The sequence below is a fragment of the Amycolatopsis sp. WAC 04197 genome, from assembly GCF_003947475.1.
Lineage (GTDB): Bacteria > Actinomycetota > Actinomycetes > Mycobacteriales > Pseudonocardiaceae > Amycolatopsis > Amycolatopsis japonica.
The window spans coordinates 453,526-467,730 of sequence record NZ_QHJK01000009.1 but is presented as its reverse complement, the minus strand read 5'-3'; the positions used below and the strand labels follow the sequence as shown (position 1 = coordinate 467,730).

Here is a 14,205-nt window from a genome sequence, read left to right as displayed (position 1 = left end):
TCCTACTCGTAGGTGACGGTGACCTCGTCGGTCAGCGGCAGGGACTGGCACGCCAGCACGATGCCTTCGGCGATGTCGTCGCCGTCGAGGACCTCGTTGTTCAGCATCTTCACCTCGCCGGAGACGATCCGGCAGGCGCACGCGCTGCACTGCCCCTCGCGGCACGAGTACGGCGCGTCGAAGCCCTTTTCCAGCAACAGGTCCAGCAGTTTCGTCCGGCGCGGCCAGGCGAGGTTCCTGGTCTCGCCGTCGAGGGTGACCTCGACCGACGCCGGGGTCTCGGCCTCTTCGACGGCGACGGGCTCGGCCACCTCGAACGGGTTCCCGCCCAGCGACAGGAACCGCTCCAGGTGGATCCGCTTGCGCGGCAGCCCGAGGTCCTTGAGCACCGCGCGCGCCGCGTCCATGAACGGCCCGGGTCCGCAGATGAACGCCTCGTGCGCGGTGTACGGCGCCACCAGCGCGCGCAGGTGCGCTTCCGTCGGCAGCCCCTGCAGGCTCTCCAGCCAGTGCACGACGGCCAGCCGGTCCGGGTACCGGGCGGCGAGGTCCGCCAGCTCCCGCGCGAAGATCACTGACTTCTCGTCGCGGTTCGCGTACAGGAGCACCACCTTGCCGGTGCCGTGTTCCAGCGCGGATTTGAGGATCGACATCACCGGCGTGATCCCGCTGCCGCCCGCGAGCAGCAGGAAGTCCTCGTCGAGCGACGCGGGGCTGAACACCCCGGCCGGCGGGAGCACCTGGACCTCTTGCCCTGCTTGGAGGTTGTCGCACAGCCAGTTCGACCCGTAGCCGTCGGCGGTGCGCTTGACGGTGACCTGCACCCGGCCCTCATGCGGCGCGCTGGAGAGCGAGTAGCAGCGGGCCACCGAGCCGGTCCGTTCGCTCGGCACGCGCAACGTGAGGAACTGTCCTGGGGCGTAAGCGAAAGAGGAGACGTGCTCGGCCGGGATGTCGAACACGATCGACCGCGCGTCGGCCGTCTCGGTGATCACCTCGGCCACGGTCACGGTGACGGGACCGCTCATTCGGGCACCTCCAGCAGTCCGTCTTTCAAGGCGATCTCGATGCTCTCAGTGAGATTGCCGCAGGTGTCGAGCAACGCGGTCTGCGCGCCGGAAGCCTTCTGCTCGGCGAACACCGGGCAGCTCCGGGACGCGTCACTCGTCCACTGGATGCTGGTGTGCTGCATGCTGTTCTTCTTGACCAGCACGCACGTCCCGCACGAGCGGCAGGTCAGCGGCCGCAGCCCGGCGGTGAGGAATTCGACGGTCTCGGGCTTCACACCCCGGCCTCTTTCGCCTGCTGTCGTGCCAGGTTCTCGGCCACCTCCGCCGCCCAGACCTCGTTGGCGCGGCTGGTGTCCACTTCGAACTCGAACCGCCGCGTCATGTCCTCGGTGACGTCGGCCGCGTCCACATAGAACTGGTCGTACCAGCGGCGCAGCTGATACACCGGCCCGTCTTCCTCGCACAGCAACGGATTGTCGATACGGGTCTTGTTCCGCCAGATCTCGACGTCCTGCAGGAAGCCGACGCCGATACCCTTGGCGAACTTCCCGGCGATCTTGTCCGCGTGCTCGTCCGAGACACCCTCGAACTTCTTCACGCTCACGCCCCACTGCAGGACGAACGAGTTCTCGGTGACCGGGTAGTGGCAGTTGATCAGCACGTTCTCGATCTCGAAACCCTGGTACGTGTTGAGCAGCTTGTTGATCATGTACGACGGGCCGAAGTACGACGCCTCGGACCGCAGCAGGTTCTCCTCGCCGCCGTAGTTCGACGCCATGCCCTTGTCCGGGCGGCCCTTCGTGTTGAGGTACTGCGTGGCGATATGGCCTTCGAACACGTTCTTGAAGTAGGTCGGGAAGGCGTAGTGGATGTAGAAGAAATGCGCCATGTCGACCATGTTGTCGATGATCTCGCGGCAGTTGGAGCCCTCGATGAGCACCGAATCCCAGGTCCAGTTGCTCCACTCACCGGTGAAGATGCCCTCGATCCGCGGGATGACGACGTCGTCCGGCGGCGGGTTGCCCTCCGGGTCGTGCCAGACGAACAGCTGCTTGTTCTCCTCCAGCACCTGCCACGACTTCGTGCGTGCCCGCAGCGGAACCCGTTTGGCGTAGGGGATCGAGACGCATTTGCCGTTTCCGTTCCAGCGCCAGTCGTGGAACGGGCAGGCGATCTCGTCGCCCTTGACCTCGCCCTGGGTGAGGTCGCCGCCCATGTGGCGGCAGTACCCGTCGAGCACGTTCAGCTTGCCGGACGAATCGGCGAAGACCACCAGTTTCGTCCCGAACGCGGTGATGGCGTGCGGTTTCCCGTCGCGGAACGACTCGGCGAGGCCGAGGCAGTGCCACCCGCGCGCGAACCGCGTGGGGGGTGCGCCCGCGTCGATCTGCCGTACGGATTCCGTCGTCATCGGCTGCCTCCCGCTTTGGTGTGATCTTGCTGCGCGAGGTGCTCGGCCGCAAGGTAGCCGAACACCATCGCCGGGCCGATCGTCGCGCCGGGGCCGGCGTAGGTGCGGCCCATCACCGCCGCACTCGTGTTGCCCGCCGCGTAAAGCCCTTCGATGACCGACCCGTCCTCGCGCAGGACGCGGGCGTGCGGGTCGATCCTCAATCCGCCCTTGGTGCCCAGGTCGCCGGGCACGATCTTCACCGCGTAGTACGGCGCGACGTCCAGCGGGCCCAGGCTCGGGTTGGGTTTGTTCCGCGGGTCGCCGTAGTAGTGGTCGTACGCGCTGCGCCCGCGGTGGAAGTCCTCGTCCACGCCGCTTTTCGCGAACCCGTTGAACCGGCGCACGGTGTTCTCCAGCGCGTCGGCCGGGACCTCGATCCGCTCGGCGAGTTTCGCGATGGTGCTCGCTTTGACCGCGATGCCCGCTTTGAACCAGCGGCCGGGCAGCGGCTGGCGGGGCCCGAGGCCGGTGAACATGTACCGGTTGCGGTTGCGCTGGTCGAACACCAGCCAGGTCGGGAAGTTCTCGCCGGGGCCGTCCCCGTCGCCGTACATCGCGTGCACGGCCTCGACGTAGGGCGCCGACTCGTTGACGAAACGCTCGCCCCGCCCGTTGACCATCAGGCAGCCCGGCCGCGACCGCTCGGCGAGCGCGAACCACGGGCCGCCGGTGAGCGGGATGGACGGACCCCACCAGGCGTCGTCCATCAGATCGACGGCCGCGCCGAGTTTGAGTCCGGCGTCGATGGCGTCGCCGGTGTTGGCCTCCGCGCCGACGGTCCACTCCGTACCGATGGGCGCCCGCTGGTACTTGACCCGCATCTCCTCGTTGCGCTCGAACCCGCCCGCGCCGAGGACGACACCGAGCCGCGCGCGGATCGTCTTGTCCTCACCCTCGTGGCGGACGACGACGCCGGTCACCCGGTCGCCTTCGATCTCCAGATCCACCAGGGGAGTGTTCAGCCAGACGGGAACCTCCGCCCGTCGCAGTCCCTCACGCAGCCCGGCCGCAAGCGCTTGCCCCATGGACAGCAGCCGCTGACGGCGGATCCGGCCCGCGAGCCAGCGGCCGCCGAGGCTCAGCACGCGGAGGACGCCGCGCGGGTGCCGGGCGAGCAGGCTCAGCCACCGGTAGTCCGCCTGGGTGATCGGCGCGCCCAGCGGGGGAGCGCTGTACGGCGGCTCCAGATTCGCCAGTTCCGGGCCAAGCAGGTTGCCGTCGAGCGCGACCGGTTCGACCGAGCGTCCGCCGGCGCGCCCGCCGGGGGCTTCCGGGTGGTAGTCCGAGTAACCGCGGACCCAGCGGAAGCGCAACGGCGTGTGGTCGCAGACGAAGGACAGCACCTCGGGGCCGCGGTCGAGGAAGGCCGACCGGAGTTCGGCGGGGACCACGTCACCGACGATCGCTTCGAGGTATTCGCGCGCCCGCTCCGGGGGTTCGGAGATCCCGGCCGCCCGCAGCGCGTGGTTGCCGGGGATCCAGACGCCGCCGCCGGAGCGCGCGGTGGAGCCGCCGAAGTGGGCGGCCTTCTCCACGACCAGGACCTCGAGTCCCCGGTGGGCTGCGGACAGTGCGGCGGTCATCCCGGCGGCACCGGTGCCCGCCACGATCACGTCGAACTCCATACGCCCCTCACCTGAAACACGTTGTAGGAAGCATCGAGCAGCATCCGCGCTGCTCCAGTCACCATAGACGAGAACGTGTTCTAGTTCTAGGGTGGGGCCATGGACTCCCTCGTCGCGGATGTGGTGATCGTGGGTTTCGGTGCGGCGGGCGCCTGCGCGGCGATCGAAGCGGCCGACGCCGGTGCCCGGGTGCTCGTGCTGGACCGGTTCTCCGGCGGTGGCGCGAGCGCGGTCAGCGGCGGTGTCGTCTACGCCGGTGGCGGGACGGCGCAGCAGCGGGACGCGGGCGTCGACGACAGCGTCGACGCGATGTACGACTACCTGCGGCTCGAGGTCGGCGACGTCGTCTCCGAGGAGACCCTGCGGCGGTTCTGCGCGGGGAGTACGGAGATGATCTCGTGGCTGGAAGGCAACGGCGTGCCCTTCGAGGGCAGTTTGTGCCCGTACAAGACGTCTTATCCGAGCGACAAGCACTATCTGTACTACTCGGGTAGCGAGGCGGCCGGCGGTTTCCGTGACGCGGCCAAGCCCGCGCCGCGCGGACATCGCGTCAAGGGGACCGGCACTTCCGGGAAACTGCTGATGAAACGCCTGATGGCGGCGGTCCGGAGCCGCGGGATCCAGGTACTGCCGCAGACGGCGGCGCGGAACCTGATCGTGGACGACGACGGAACCGTCACCGGCGTCGTGGTGTCCACCCTGCGGGACGCTCCCGCTCGCGTGCGGGCCGCGCACCGGAGGCTGTCGGCGTATGCCGCGAAGCCGGGGATCTATGTGCCGTCGCTGCGGAAGTCGCTGCACCGGCGGGCGGAGCGGATCGAACGCCGATACGGCCGTGAGCTGCGGATTTCCGCCACGCGCGGGGTCGTTCTCGCGGCGGGCGGGTTCATCGCGAACCGCGAGATGGTGCGTGAGCACGCGCCCGCGTACCGGGGCGGGCTGGCGCTCGGGACCTCGGCCGACGACGGATCCGGTATCCGGATGGGTGTCGAGGCGGGCGGGGCCACCGCCGAACTCGGGCGGATCTCCGCCTGGCGGTTCATCACCCCGCCGTCGGCGTTCCTCGGCGGCCTGCTCGTGGACGAGACGGGCGGCCGGATCATCGACGAATCCCGCTACGGCGCCGCCGTCGGCGAACGCATGATCACCGGGCACGGCGGCCGCGGCTGGCTGCTGGTCGACGACGCCATCGTCGGGGAGGTCAAACGGGACGCGCGCGGGCAAAGCCAATGGTTCCAAGGACTTCAGGTGCGTTATCTCCTGCGGCAGCGGGTCGTCGCCGGGTCGCTGGACGAGGTCGCGCGCAAGGCGGGCGTCGATCCGGGCGGGCTCGCCGCCACGGTCGAGGCCGCGCGTTCCGGTGCGGATCCGACGGGTAAGCCCGCGGAATTCGCGCGGCCGCTGGATCGGGCGCCGTATTCGCTGATCGACGTCTCGATCAAGCCCAACCTCGGCTATCCCTGCCCGATGCTGACCCTGGGCGGCCTGGTGGTCGACGAGGAGACCGGTGCCGTGCGATCCGGGGCCGGTGTTCCCATCCGCGGTCTGTACGCGGCGGGCCGGACCGCGGTGGGAATCTGTTCTAGGTCCTATGTGAGCGGTCTGTCGCTGGCCGACTGCGTGTTTTCCGGTCGGCGCGCCGGACTGCACAGTGCGCTCGACCGGGGATCGGTCGACAAAAACGAGAACGTGTTCTAGTCTTGGATCCGGTTCACGGAGTATGGCGAGAGAGGGAACGCATATGAGCGAGCACGCCGCGCAGGACGTGATCGCGGGGATCCGGGAGCTGCTGCCGGTCCTGCGGGAACGGGCGCAGGAGGCGGAGGACGCCAGGCGCGTTCCCGAGGAGTCCGTCAAATCCCTGCAGGAGACCGGGTTCTTCAAAATGCTGCAGCCGAAGACCTTCGGTGGCATCGAAGCCGACCCGGTGAGCTTCTACACCGCGGTCAAACTCGTCGCGAGCGCGTGCGGGTCCACCGGCTGGGTCGCCTCCATCCTCGGCGTCCACCCGTGGCACCTCGGGCTGTTCGAGGCGCAGGCGCAGCAGGACGTCTGGGGTGACGACACCGACGTCCGGATCTCGTCGTCGTACGCGCCGATGGGCAAGGCGGACGTCGTCGAGGGCGGCTACCGGCTCAGCGGGCGCTGGAGTTTCTCCTCCGGCTGCGACCACGCGACCTGGGTGCTGCTGGGCGGGCCGACGTTCAAGGACGGGAAACCCGTCGACTTCTGCACCTATCTGGTGCCGATCTCCGACTACACGATCGAAGACGTCTGGGACACCGTGGGCCTGCGTGGCACCGGGTCCAACGACATCATCGTGAACGACGTGTTCGTCCCGAAGCACCGCGCGCTGAGCTTCATCGCGACGTCGAAGTGCAAGACGCCGGGACAGGAGATCAACCCCGGGCCGCTCTACAAACTGCCGTACGGTTCGGTGCATCCGAGCACGATCACCGCGCCGATCATCGGGATGGCGCAGGGCGCGTACGACGCGCACGTCGAGTACCAGGGCAAGCGGGTCCGCGCGGCGTACGCGGGCGAACAGTCCAAAGAGGACCCGTTCGCGAAGGTGCGGATCGCGGAGGCGGCCAGCGAGATCGACGCGGCCTGGCTCCAGCTGACGCACAACATCGACGAGCTGTACCAGCTGGCGTGCCAGGGGGAGAAGCTCCCGTTCCCCACGCGGCTGCGGGTCCGCCGTGACCAGGTCCGCGGCACGGAACGCGCGATCTTCGCCATCGACAGGCTTTTCGAGAACTCCGGCGGTCGCGCGCTGCAGGCCGGAACCCCGATCCAGCGGTTCTGGCGCGACGCCCACGCCGGCCGGGTGCACGCGGCGAACGACGCCGAGCGCGCCTACGTCATGTTCGGAACCGGCGCCTTCGGGCTGCCCGTCGAGAATGCGATGGTCTGATGACCGAAGGCAAGTACGTCACCGTCCAAGGTGGACTCAAGCTGCATTACCACGAGGCGGGCGCGGAACATCCCGAGACGGTGATCCTGCTGCACGGCGGCGGGCCCGGCGCGTCGGCGTGGAGCAACTTCGGCCGCAACCTCCCGGTGTTCGGCAAGAACTACCGGACGCTGGCCATCGACCAGCCCGGGTTCGGCCGGTCGGACAAACCGACCGAGCATCCGCAGTACTTCCGGCACAGCGCGGACGCCGTGGCCGGGCTGATGGACGAACTCGGGATCGAGCGGGCGCATTTCGTCGGGAACTCGCTCGGCGGCGGGGCTTCCGTGCGGCTCGCGCTCAACCATCCGAAACGCGCCGGGCGGCTGGTCCTGATGGGGCCGGGCGGTCTGAGCGTGAACCTGTTCGCGCCCGATCCCACCGAAGGTATCAAGAACCTCGGCCGGTTCAGTGCCCCGCCGGGGCCGAGCCGGGAGAAGCTCGAAGCCTTCCTGCGGATCATGGTGCACGACCAGTCTTTGATCACCGACGAGCTGATCGACGAACGGTTCGCCGCCGCGAGCGCGCCCGAGTCGCTGGCGGCGATGAAGGCGATGGGGAAGTCGTTCGCCCAGCCCGACACCTACGAAGAGGGCATGCTGTGGCGTGAGGCGCATCGCCTGCGCCAGCGTGTGCTCCTCATCTGGGGCCGGGAAGACCGGGTGAACCCGCTCGACGGCGCGCTGCTCGCGCTCAAGACGATCCCGCGTGCGCAGCTGCACGTGTTCGGCGGCTGCGGGCACTGGGCGCAGCTGGAGAAGTTCGACGAGTTCAACCGGCTGGCACTCGACTTCCTGGGAGCCTCCTGATGGGTATCCGTTCGCTCGCCTACCTGCGTATCGAAGCCACCGACATGGCCGCGTGGCGCGAATACGGGCTGAAGGTCCTCGGCATGGTCGAGGGCTCCGGCACGAATCCCGAGGCGCTTTACCTGCGCATGGACGATTTCCCGGCGCGGCTGGTGGTGTTCCCCGGCGAGCGCGACAGGCTCGCCGTCGCGGGCTGGGAGGTCGCCAACGCCGGCGAACTCGACGAGATCCGGGCGTCGCTCGACGCGCACTCGGTGCCGTACAAGGAAGGCACGCCGGATCAGCTGGCCGATCGCCGGGTCGACGGCCTTGTGTCCTTTGAGGACCCCTCGGGCAACACGCTCGAAGTGTTCCACGGAGTCGCTTTGCAACATCGGCGCGTGGTGAGCCCGTACGGACACAAATTCGTGACCGGCGAGCAAGGGCTCGGGCACGTCGTCCTGTCCACACACGACGATGAGGCGTCCTTGCGCTTCTACCGCGACGTGCTCGGATTCCGGCTGCGGGACTCGATGAAACTACCACCGCAGATGGTCGGCAGGCCCGCCGACGGCGCGCCGGCGTGGCTGCGGTTCTTCGGCTGCAACCCGCGTCACCACAGTCTCGCCTTCCTGCCGATGCCGACACCCAGCGGCATCGTGCACCTCATGGTCGAAGTGGAGAACACCGACGACGTCGGTCTCTGCCTCGACCGGGCCATCCGCCGGAAGGTGCCGATGTCGGCGACCCTCGGGCGGCACGTCAACGATCTGATGCTCTCGTTCTACATGAAGACCCCCGGCGGCTTCGATGTCGAATACGGCTGCGAGGGGCGTCAGGTGGACGACGAAAGCTGGATCGCCCGAGAGAGTACGGCGGTTTCCTTGTGGGGACACGACTTTTCAGTCGGCGCCAGGCCGCCGGGGCAGTCGTGACCCCGGTGACGGACCTCGGCGCGGACATCGATCCGGCACGGTTCCGCACGGTGCTCGGGCATTTCTGCACGGGCGTGGCGGTCGTGACCGGACACGACGGCGAGGCTCCGGTGGGCTTCGCGTGCCAGTCTTTCGCGGCGCTTTCGCTGGATCCGCCGCTGGTGCTTTTCTGCCCTGCCAAGACTTCCCGGACATGGGCTGTACTCGCCGAGTCCGGCCGGTTCGCCGTCAACGTGCTGGCCGAAGACCAGCAAGACGTCAGCGCGGTGTTCGGCGCGCGGGGCGCGGACAAGTTCGCGTCGGTCGACTGGACCCCCGCGCCGTCCGGATCTCCTTTGCTGACCGGGGCTTTGACGTGGATCGACTGCACGCTCGAAGCGGTGCACGAGGCGGGGGACCATTACGTCGTCGTCGGCCGGGTCACCGCGCTCGGGGAACCGTCCGACGATCGGCCGCTGCTGTTCCACCGCGGGCGGTACACGGTGACCGAACCGGTGACGGACGCGCTCGCCGCGCTCATGCCGTGGCCGCGTCCCGATGATTGGCTTTAATCCGTATAAACGAAAAAATGTAAAGCTGTCCTTTCTTGCGGCTTCCGCTTAGCGTTTTCGGCGGAAGCTCACCAAGGAATGGGGACAGCAACGTGAATTCTCGCAGACTGACCGGAATCGGGTTGGCCGCCGCCGTCGTCACGGTTTTGGCAGGCGTGACGCCGGCGCAGGCGGCCGAGGGCGCGATCGTCGGCGCCGGTGCGGAAGGCGCCGTCGCCGACAGCTACATCGTCGTGCTCAAGGACGGCTCGACCGCCGACAAGCCTTCGCTGGCAAGCAAGTTCGGCGGTGCCATCGGGAGGCAGTACACGCAGGGGATCAGCGGTTTCTCGGTGGCGCTGAAGGAGCGGCAGGCCAAACGGCTCGCGGCCGACCCGGCGGTCGCCTTCGTGGAACAGAACAAGGTGCTGCGCGCCGAGGCGACGCAGACGAATCCGCCGTCGTGGGGGCTCGACCGCATCGATCAGCGCGATCTTCCTCTCGACGGCAAGTACAACTACTCGACGACCGCTTCGAATGTGAACGTCTACGTTCTCGACACCGGAATCCGTGCCACGCACACCGATTTCGGCGGGCGGGTGAAGCAGGGTTACGACTTCGTCGACAATGACACGAACGCGGACGACGGTTACGGTCACGGCACCCATGTCGCGGCCACGATCGCCGGTGCGAAATACGGTGTCGCCAAGGGTGCTTCGCTGTACCCGGTGCGCGTTCTCGGCTCCGACGGAAGCGGCACGACCGCCGGGGTGATCTCGGGCGTCGACTGGATCACCAAGAACGCCAAGAAACCCGCCGTGGCCAACGCCAGCCTCGGCGGTGGCGCGTCGACCGCGCTGGACACCGCGGTGCGGAACTCCATCAAGTCGGGCGTCACCTGGACGATCGCCGCCGGCAATTCCAACGTGAACGCCGCGAACACCTCGCCCGCGCGGGTCACCGAGGCGCTCACGGTCGCCGCGGCGGACCGCACCGACCGCCGCGCTTCCTTCTCCAACTACGGTTCCGTGGTCGACCTGTTCGCGCCGGGCGTCTCGATCACCTCGGCCTGGAAGGACAACGACACCGCGACCTACACCGGTAACGGCACCTCGTTCGCCGCGCCGCACGTGGCGGGTGCCGCGGCGCTGTACCTCTCGACGCACACCGGCGCCACCGCGGCGCAGGTCGCTCAGGCGCTGATCAGCGCTTCGACTCCGGGGAAGGTCACCAACCCCGGTAGCGGCAGCCCGAACCGCACGCTCTACGTCGGATAGGTTTCCTCGGGGGTGGCTCGGTCCCGGCGCTGTGCCGGGACCGAGCTCTTTCGTCCGCGGGGCCGGGGCGGGCCGAGCAAGGAACGCAAGGCCAACGGCGGCAAGGACAACAGTTGTTCGAGTTCGGCGAGCGCCCGGAGCGATTCCGGGCGTTCCGGTCTCCGTCTGCCGGACTGCCAATGGCTCAGCGTCGGCACACTGATGGAGACGCCGCGGAGTTCGAGGCGATGGCGGATCCGGTCGAGCGGGAGCCCGCTGGCCGTGATCGCCGCGCGCAGGGCCCGCGGGAACGGTTCTGGATGCAGGGTGGCGCCGGGGAAGATCTTCGGGGGCGACATGCACTGAACGTAAGAAGCCGTATCTGGAGTGTCAACGGCGTCCGGCGGGCGTCTCAGCCGGTGAACCCGACGAAAGTCGGATCGGCTCACCCGCTTCGTGCAGGCTCCGCAACGCGAGCGAGTACGACTCGAGGAGTCCCGTCTCGTGATACGGGACGCCGATTTCCGCGCAGTATTCTTGGACGATGGGCCGGGCGCGGCGAAGATGCGGCGACGGCATACTCGGGAACAAGTGGTGCTCGATCTGGTAGTTGAGCCCGCCGAGCGCGACATCGACGACGTGGCCGCCGCGGACGTTGCGTGAGGTGAGCACCTGCTTGCGCAGGAAGTCGAGTTCGGTGTCGCCGGACAGGATCGGCATCCCCTTGTGGTTCGGCGCGAAGATCGATCCCATGTAGACACCCCACAGTGCTTTGTGGACGATGAAGAAGGCGAGCGCCTTGCCGGGCGAGAGGACCACGAGCAGCGCGCTGAAGTAGAGCGCGAAATGCGTCAGCAGCAAGGCCGCTTCGAGCCCGCGTCGTCGCAGACCCGGCTTCCACACCGCGCGGATCCCGGAGAAGTGCAGGTTCAGGCCTTCGAGGGTGAGCAACGGGAAGAACAGGAACGCCTGGTAGCGGCCGATGAACCGGGGAAGTCCCTTGCTGGCCCGCGCCTGCTCCTTCGACCAGACGAGGATGTCCGGATCGACGTCGGGATCGAGGTCCTCGTGGTTCGGGTTCGCGTGGTGGCGGGTGTGCTTGTCCATCCACCAGCCGTAACTCATGCCGACGCCGAGATTGCCCGCGATCCGGCCGGCGATCTCGCTCGGGCGGCGGGTCCGGAACACCTGGCGGTGCGCGAGATCGTGCGACAGCAAGGCGATCTGGCCGAACATCACCGCCTGGAACACGGCGATCCCCAGCTGCCACCAGGAATCCCCGATCGCGAAGAAGGCGATCCAGCCGCCGGCGAAGAGGGTGGCGACCAGGCCGATGCGGAAGACGTAGTAGCCGGGACGGCGGTCGAGGAGGCCCGCTTCGCTGACGCGGCGGGACAGGCGGGCGAAATCGCTGCCTGTGCGGAGGTTTGCGGTCACCGTTGTGAGTCTGGTTCGGGGCGGGGGTGGGGTGAATGCGGTGCGCCGGTGGGTTGGTGCGGGGGTTGGCCCTACCCTGAGGTCGTGATGATCAGGGCGCGGATGTGGTACCTGCGTGTCGTGTGGGCGCACGAATTCGCTGAGGAGCCTGTGGAGATCCTCAGTGAGGTCGGCATCGATGGCTATGAGCGCCGGAAAGTGGAGCGGTTCCGCGACGGCAGGCTCGGTTGGGCCGACGAGGAGCGCGAGGTCGGCGGCACAGGTTTGGGACTGGTCCCCGTTCCGCCGCTCGCCGAGATCAACGCGCAGCGGGAGTTCGTGGCGTCCAGGATCACCGGCGACGAGTTCGAACAGGTATGGCGGCAAGCGCTCGGCGGGCAGTGAGCGTCCGGCTCCGGAGGGCCTTCGCTCAGCGGGGAAGATTTTCTGAGGTTTCGCCCGGTCGCTGCTCCATTCGTGGCGGTCGAACGAATGTTCGAGTATGATCTTGGTCATGACCCAGTCTCTTGCTTTCAATCCGAAGGCCGCTCAGTTTCTCGACGCCGCCTATGACGAGGAGGTGGTTCTTCGCCGTGCTCAGGGGCGGCAGGTGCATTCGATAGCCCGGTTCGCTGGGGTGGGTGGTTCTCGAAGATCGGTGACCGAGGAGGTCGCTCTGGCCTTCTCGGTCTCTCGCAATCAGGCGTACCTGCTGGTCGAAACCTCGTGCGCGCTGGTTCGCCGGTTGCCGAACACGTTGGCGGCGCTGGAGAAGGGTGACATCGATCTGTACAAAGCGTCGAAGGTCAGCCAGCTGACCCGCGAGGTGTCCGACGAGGTCGCCGCGCTGGTGGACGCGTTCATGACCAAGCGGCTCGCCGGTCGTGACCCGACGGCGATCCGAAAATCGGTGGATCACGCGGTGCAGAAATTCGACCCCGACGGTTATCGGGAACGCGCCGAAAAGAAACGCGCGCTGCGGCATGTTTCGCTGGACCACGAAGACGAGACCATGTCCAAACTGACGGGCTACCTTCCCGTCGAAGTCGCCAGTTCGGTCTACGCGTCCCTGTCCCGTGCGGCCAAAGCCCGCCGCCAATCCGACAAGACCCGCACTCTCGATCAGCACCGTGCGGACATCTTCGCCGAACGGCTGCTGGCCGAGGACGGTCACGGCACGCCTCGCGCGCACGTCCACGTCTATGTCGACCTGTTGACCCTGACCGGTGCGCGTGAGGATCCCGCGACGCTGGCCGGTTACGGGCCCATCCCCGGCTGGCTCACCCGGGAGATCGCCGCCGATCCCGGCTCGACCTGGTCCCGGCTGATCACCGACCCCACCACCGGACAGCTCCTCGAAGCCAGCCCCGGCACCTACCGACCCCCTGCCTCGCTGGCCCGTCTGATCAAGGCACGGGACCGGGAATGCACCCACCCCGGCTGCCACCGACCCGCCGAATTCTCCGAAATCGACCACATCACCACCTGGGCCCGCCACGGCGACACCGACCACCACAACTGCCACGCCGCCTGCAAGATCCACAACATGCTCAAAGAAGAACCCGGCTGGACCGCGGAACCCACCGGCAACGGCGGCATGACCATCACCACCCCCACCGGCCGCACCTACACCGCAGCCCCCGAACCACTCCACGACCCACGCCCGGAACCGGAGGACGAAACCCCACCCTTCTGATCGGCGCGGAACCGCCCCGCGGCTACCCGGACGTGCGACGGGTAGGGCCCCACCGCGCCCTCGAACTGGCGTGCGCAGGGCTCGTCCCATTGGACCCCGAGGCGGGCTTAGCCGTTAACCCTTGCCGCAGCCGCCCTAGCCGCATCGAAGGGAGCCCGGTCGAAAACGATCCGCAACTCCACGATCCGTCCCTCCCGCACGGTCAGCAGCTCGGCCCCCGGGGCGCTCGCCACCGGCAGGGTCGCGGTGTCGTACATCAGCAACGCCGTCGTCTCGTCCCCGAACGCCGAAAGCAGGGTCGACCCGGTCAGGATCTCTGTGAACGGGCCCATGAACCCGCGAAACGCCGCCGCGCCGGAGAGCGGCCCGCCGGGTGTGTGGCAGACGATGTCGTCGGCGACGTAGGTCATCGCCTTCTCGAAGTCCTTGCCGGTCCACGCGCGGTGGTAGGAGAGCGCGACAGCCAAGGCGGGACTGGTCATGATGGTTCCTTTCGTCGGTCTTCACCCGGTCAGACACCACCCGCGCCCCGAAAGGAAC

Annotated in this window: 15 protein-coding genes; 8 read left to right on the top strand and 7 right to left on the bottom strand. The window is 68.0% G+C overall.

What is annotated here, in order from left to right; genetic code table 11:
- Positions 1-2 precede the first annotated feature (2 nt).
- The 4 genes from DMC64_RS32230 to kstD are packed head-to-tail and all read right to left on the bottom strand — an operon-like array spanning position 3 to position 4,088.
- Positions 3-1,028: a ferredoxin--NADP reductase gene (locus DMC64_RS32230; RefSeq protein ID WP_125736547.1), complete on the bottom strand. Its 1,026-nt coding sequence runs from the start codon at positions 1,026-1,028 to the stop codon at positions 3-5.
- Positions 1,025-1,285: a hypothetical protein gene (locus DMC64_RS32225; protein WP_037343565.1), complete on the bottom strand. Its 261-nt coding sequence runs from the start codon at positions 1,283-1,285 to the stop codon at positions 1,025-1,027. Before DMC64_RS32225 ends, DMC64_RS32230 begins: the two co-directional genes overlap by 4 nt.
- Positions 1,282-2,421, bottom strand: a complete 1,140-nt coding sequence (locus DMC64_RS32220) for a Rieske 2Fe-2S domain-containing protein (protein WP_125736546.1) — start codon at positions 2,419-2,421, stop codon at positions 1,282-1,284. Before DMC64_RS32220 ends, DMC64_RS32225 begins: the two co-directional genes overlap by 4 nt.
- Positions 2,418-4,088: a 3-oxosteroid 1-dehydrogenase gene (gene kstD / locus DMC64_RS32215; RefSeq protein ID WP_125736545.1), complete on the bottom strand. Its 1,671-nt coding sequence runs from the start codon at positions 4,086-4,088 to the stop codon at positions 2,418-2,420. Before kstD ends, DMC64_RS32220 begins: the two co-directional genes overlap by 4 nt.
- Before the next feature lie 99 nt (positions 4,089-4,187).
- Between kstD and DMC64_RS32210 the strand changes: the two genes are divergently transcribed.
- The 6 genes from DMC64_RS32210 (at position 4,188) to DMC64_RS32185 (ending at position 10,574) form a co-directional block, all read left to right on the top strand.
- Entirely contained in the window at positions 4,188-5,786 is a 1,599-nt protein-coding gene (locus tag DMC64_RS32210; protein ID WP_125736544.1) for an FAD-binding protein, read from the top strand.
- A 43-nt stretch (positions 5,787-5,829) separates the two neighbouring features.
- On the top strand, positions 5,830-7,005 hold the full coding sequence (hsaA, locus tag DMC64_RS32205) for a 3-hydroxy-9,10-secoandrosta-1,3,5(10)-triene-9,17-dione monooxygenase oxygenase subunit (RefSeq protein WP_037343573.1): 1,176 nt from the start codon (positions 5,830-5,832) through the stop codon (positions 7,003-7,005).
- Positions 7,005-7,853 (top strand): 4,5:9,10-diseco-3-hydroxy-5,9,17-trioxoandrosta-1(10),2-diene-4-oate hydrolase, encoded by an 849-nt coding sequence (gene hsaD / locus DMC64_RS32200; RefSeq protein ID WP_125736543.1) that lies wholly within the window; start codon positions 7,005-7,007, stop codon positions 7,851-7,853. Before hsaA ends, hsaD begins: the two co-directional genes overlap by 1 nt.
- Entirely contained in the window at positions 7,853-8,767 is a 915-nt protein-coding gene (gene hsaC / locus DMC64_RS32195; RefSeq protein ID WP_038516029.1) for an iron-dependent extradiol dioxygenase HsaC, read from the top strand. The genes hsaD and hsaC overlap by 1 nt, the downstream gene beginning before the upstream one ends.
- A complete protein-coding gene (hsaB, locus tag DMC64_RS32190) occupies positions 8,764-9,318 on the top strand; it encodes a 3-hydroxy-9,10-secoandrosta-1,3,5(10)-triene-9,17-dione monooxygenase reductase subunit (protein WP_038516026.1) in 555 nt (184 codons plus the stop codon). Before hsaC ends, hsaB begins: the two co-directional genes overlap by 4 nt.
- Before the next feature lie 122 nt (positions 9,319-9,440).
- A complete protein-coding gene (locus tag DMC64_RS32185; protein WP_125736620.1) occupies positions 9,441-10,574 on the top strand; it encodes a S8 family peptidase in 1,134 nt (377 codons plus the stop codon).
- Here the strand turns inward: DMC64_RS32185 and DMC64_RS32180 are convergent.
- Positions 10,562-10,912 carry a hypothetical protein gene (locus DMC64_RS32180; RefSeq protein WP_037343583.1) on the bottom strand — a complete coding sequence of 117 codons (351 nt, stop codon included), beginning with the start codon at positions 10,910-10,912 and terminating at the stop codon, positions 10,562-10,564. The two genes, DMC64_RS32185 and DMC64_RS32180, sit on opposite strands and share 13 nt — an antisense overlap.
- Positions 10,913-10,943: 31 nt before the next feature.
- Positions 10,944-11,990 (bottom strand): acyl-CoA desaturase, encoded by a 1,047-nt coding sequence (locus DMC64_RS32175; protein ID WP_125736542.1) that lies wholly within the window; start codon positions 11,988-11,990, stop codon positions 10,944-10,946.
- An 87-nt stretch (positions 11,991-12,077) separates the two neighbouring features.
- On the opposite strand from DMC64_RS32175, the gene DMC64_RS32170 reads away from it, so the two are divergent.
- On the top strand, positions 12,078-12,374 hold the full coding sequence (locus DMC64_RS32170; RefSeq protein ID WP_233629894.1) for a hypothetical protein: 297 nt from the start codon (positions 12,078-12,080) through the stop codon (positions 12,372-12,374).
- 109 nt (positions 12,375-12,483) lie between these two features.
- Positions 12,484-13,665 (top strand): HNH endonuclease signature motif containing protein, encoded by a 1,182-nt coding sequence (locus DMC64_RS32165; protein WP_125736541.1) that lies wholly within the window; start codon positions 12,484-12,486, stop codon positions 13,663-13,665.
- Positions 13,666-13,772: 107 nt separating this feature from the next.
- On the opposite strand, the gene DMC64_RS32160 is transcribed toward DMC64_RS32165, so the two are convergent.
- Positions 13,773-14,147: a nuclear transport factor 2 family protein gene (locus DMC64_RS32160; RefSeq protein ID WP_125736540.1), complete on the bottom strand. Its 375-nt coding sequence runs from the start codon at positions 14,145-14,147 to the stop codon at positions 13,773-13,775.
- Positions 14,148-14,205: the final 58 nt, after the last annotated feature.

Coding starts and splice junctions, on each gene's coding strand:
- DMC64_RS32230 (WP_125736547.1), bottom strand. CDS start 1,028: ATGAGCGGTCCCGTCACCGTGACCGTGGCCGAGGTGATCACCGAGACG.
- DMC64_RS32220 (WP_125736546.1), bottom strand. CDS start 2,421: ATGACGACGGAATCCGTACGGCAGATCGACGCGGGCGCACCCCCCACG.
- kstD (WP_125736545.1), bottom strand. CDS start 4,088: ATGGAGTTCGACGTGATCGTGGCGGGCACCGGTGCCGCCGGGATGACC.
- DMC64_RS32210 (WP_125736544.1), top strand. CDS start 4,188: ATGGACTCCCTCGTCGCGGATGTGGTGATCGTGGGTTTCGGTGCGGCG.
- hsaA (WP_037343573.1), top strand. CDS start 5,830: ATGAGCGAGCACGCCGCGCAGGACGTGATCGCGGGGATCCGGGAGCTG.
- hsaD (WP_125736543.1), top strand. CDS start 7,005: ATGACCGAAGGCAAGTACGTCACCGTCCAAGGTGGACTCAAGCTGCAT.
- hsaC (WP_038516029.1), top strand. CDS start 7,853: ATGGGTATCCGTTCGCTCGCCTACCTGCGTATCGAAGCCACCGACATG.
- DMC64_RS32180 (WP_037343583.1), bottom strand. CDS start 10,912: ATGTCGCCCCCGAAGATCTTCCCCGGCGCCACCCTGCATCCAGAACCG.
- DMC64_RS32170 (WP_233629894.1), top strand. CDS start 12,078: ATGATCAGGGCGCGGATGTGGTACCTGCGTGTCGTGTGGGCGCACGAA.
- DMC64_RS32165 (WP_125736541.1), top strand. CDS start 12,484: ATGACCCAGTCTCTTGCTTTCAATCCGAAGGCCGCTCAGTTTCTCGAC.
- DMC64_RS32160 (WP_125736540.1), bottom strand. CDS start 14,147: ATGACCAGTCCCGCCTTGGCTGTCGCGCTCTCCTACCACCGCGCGTGG.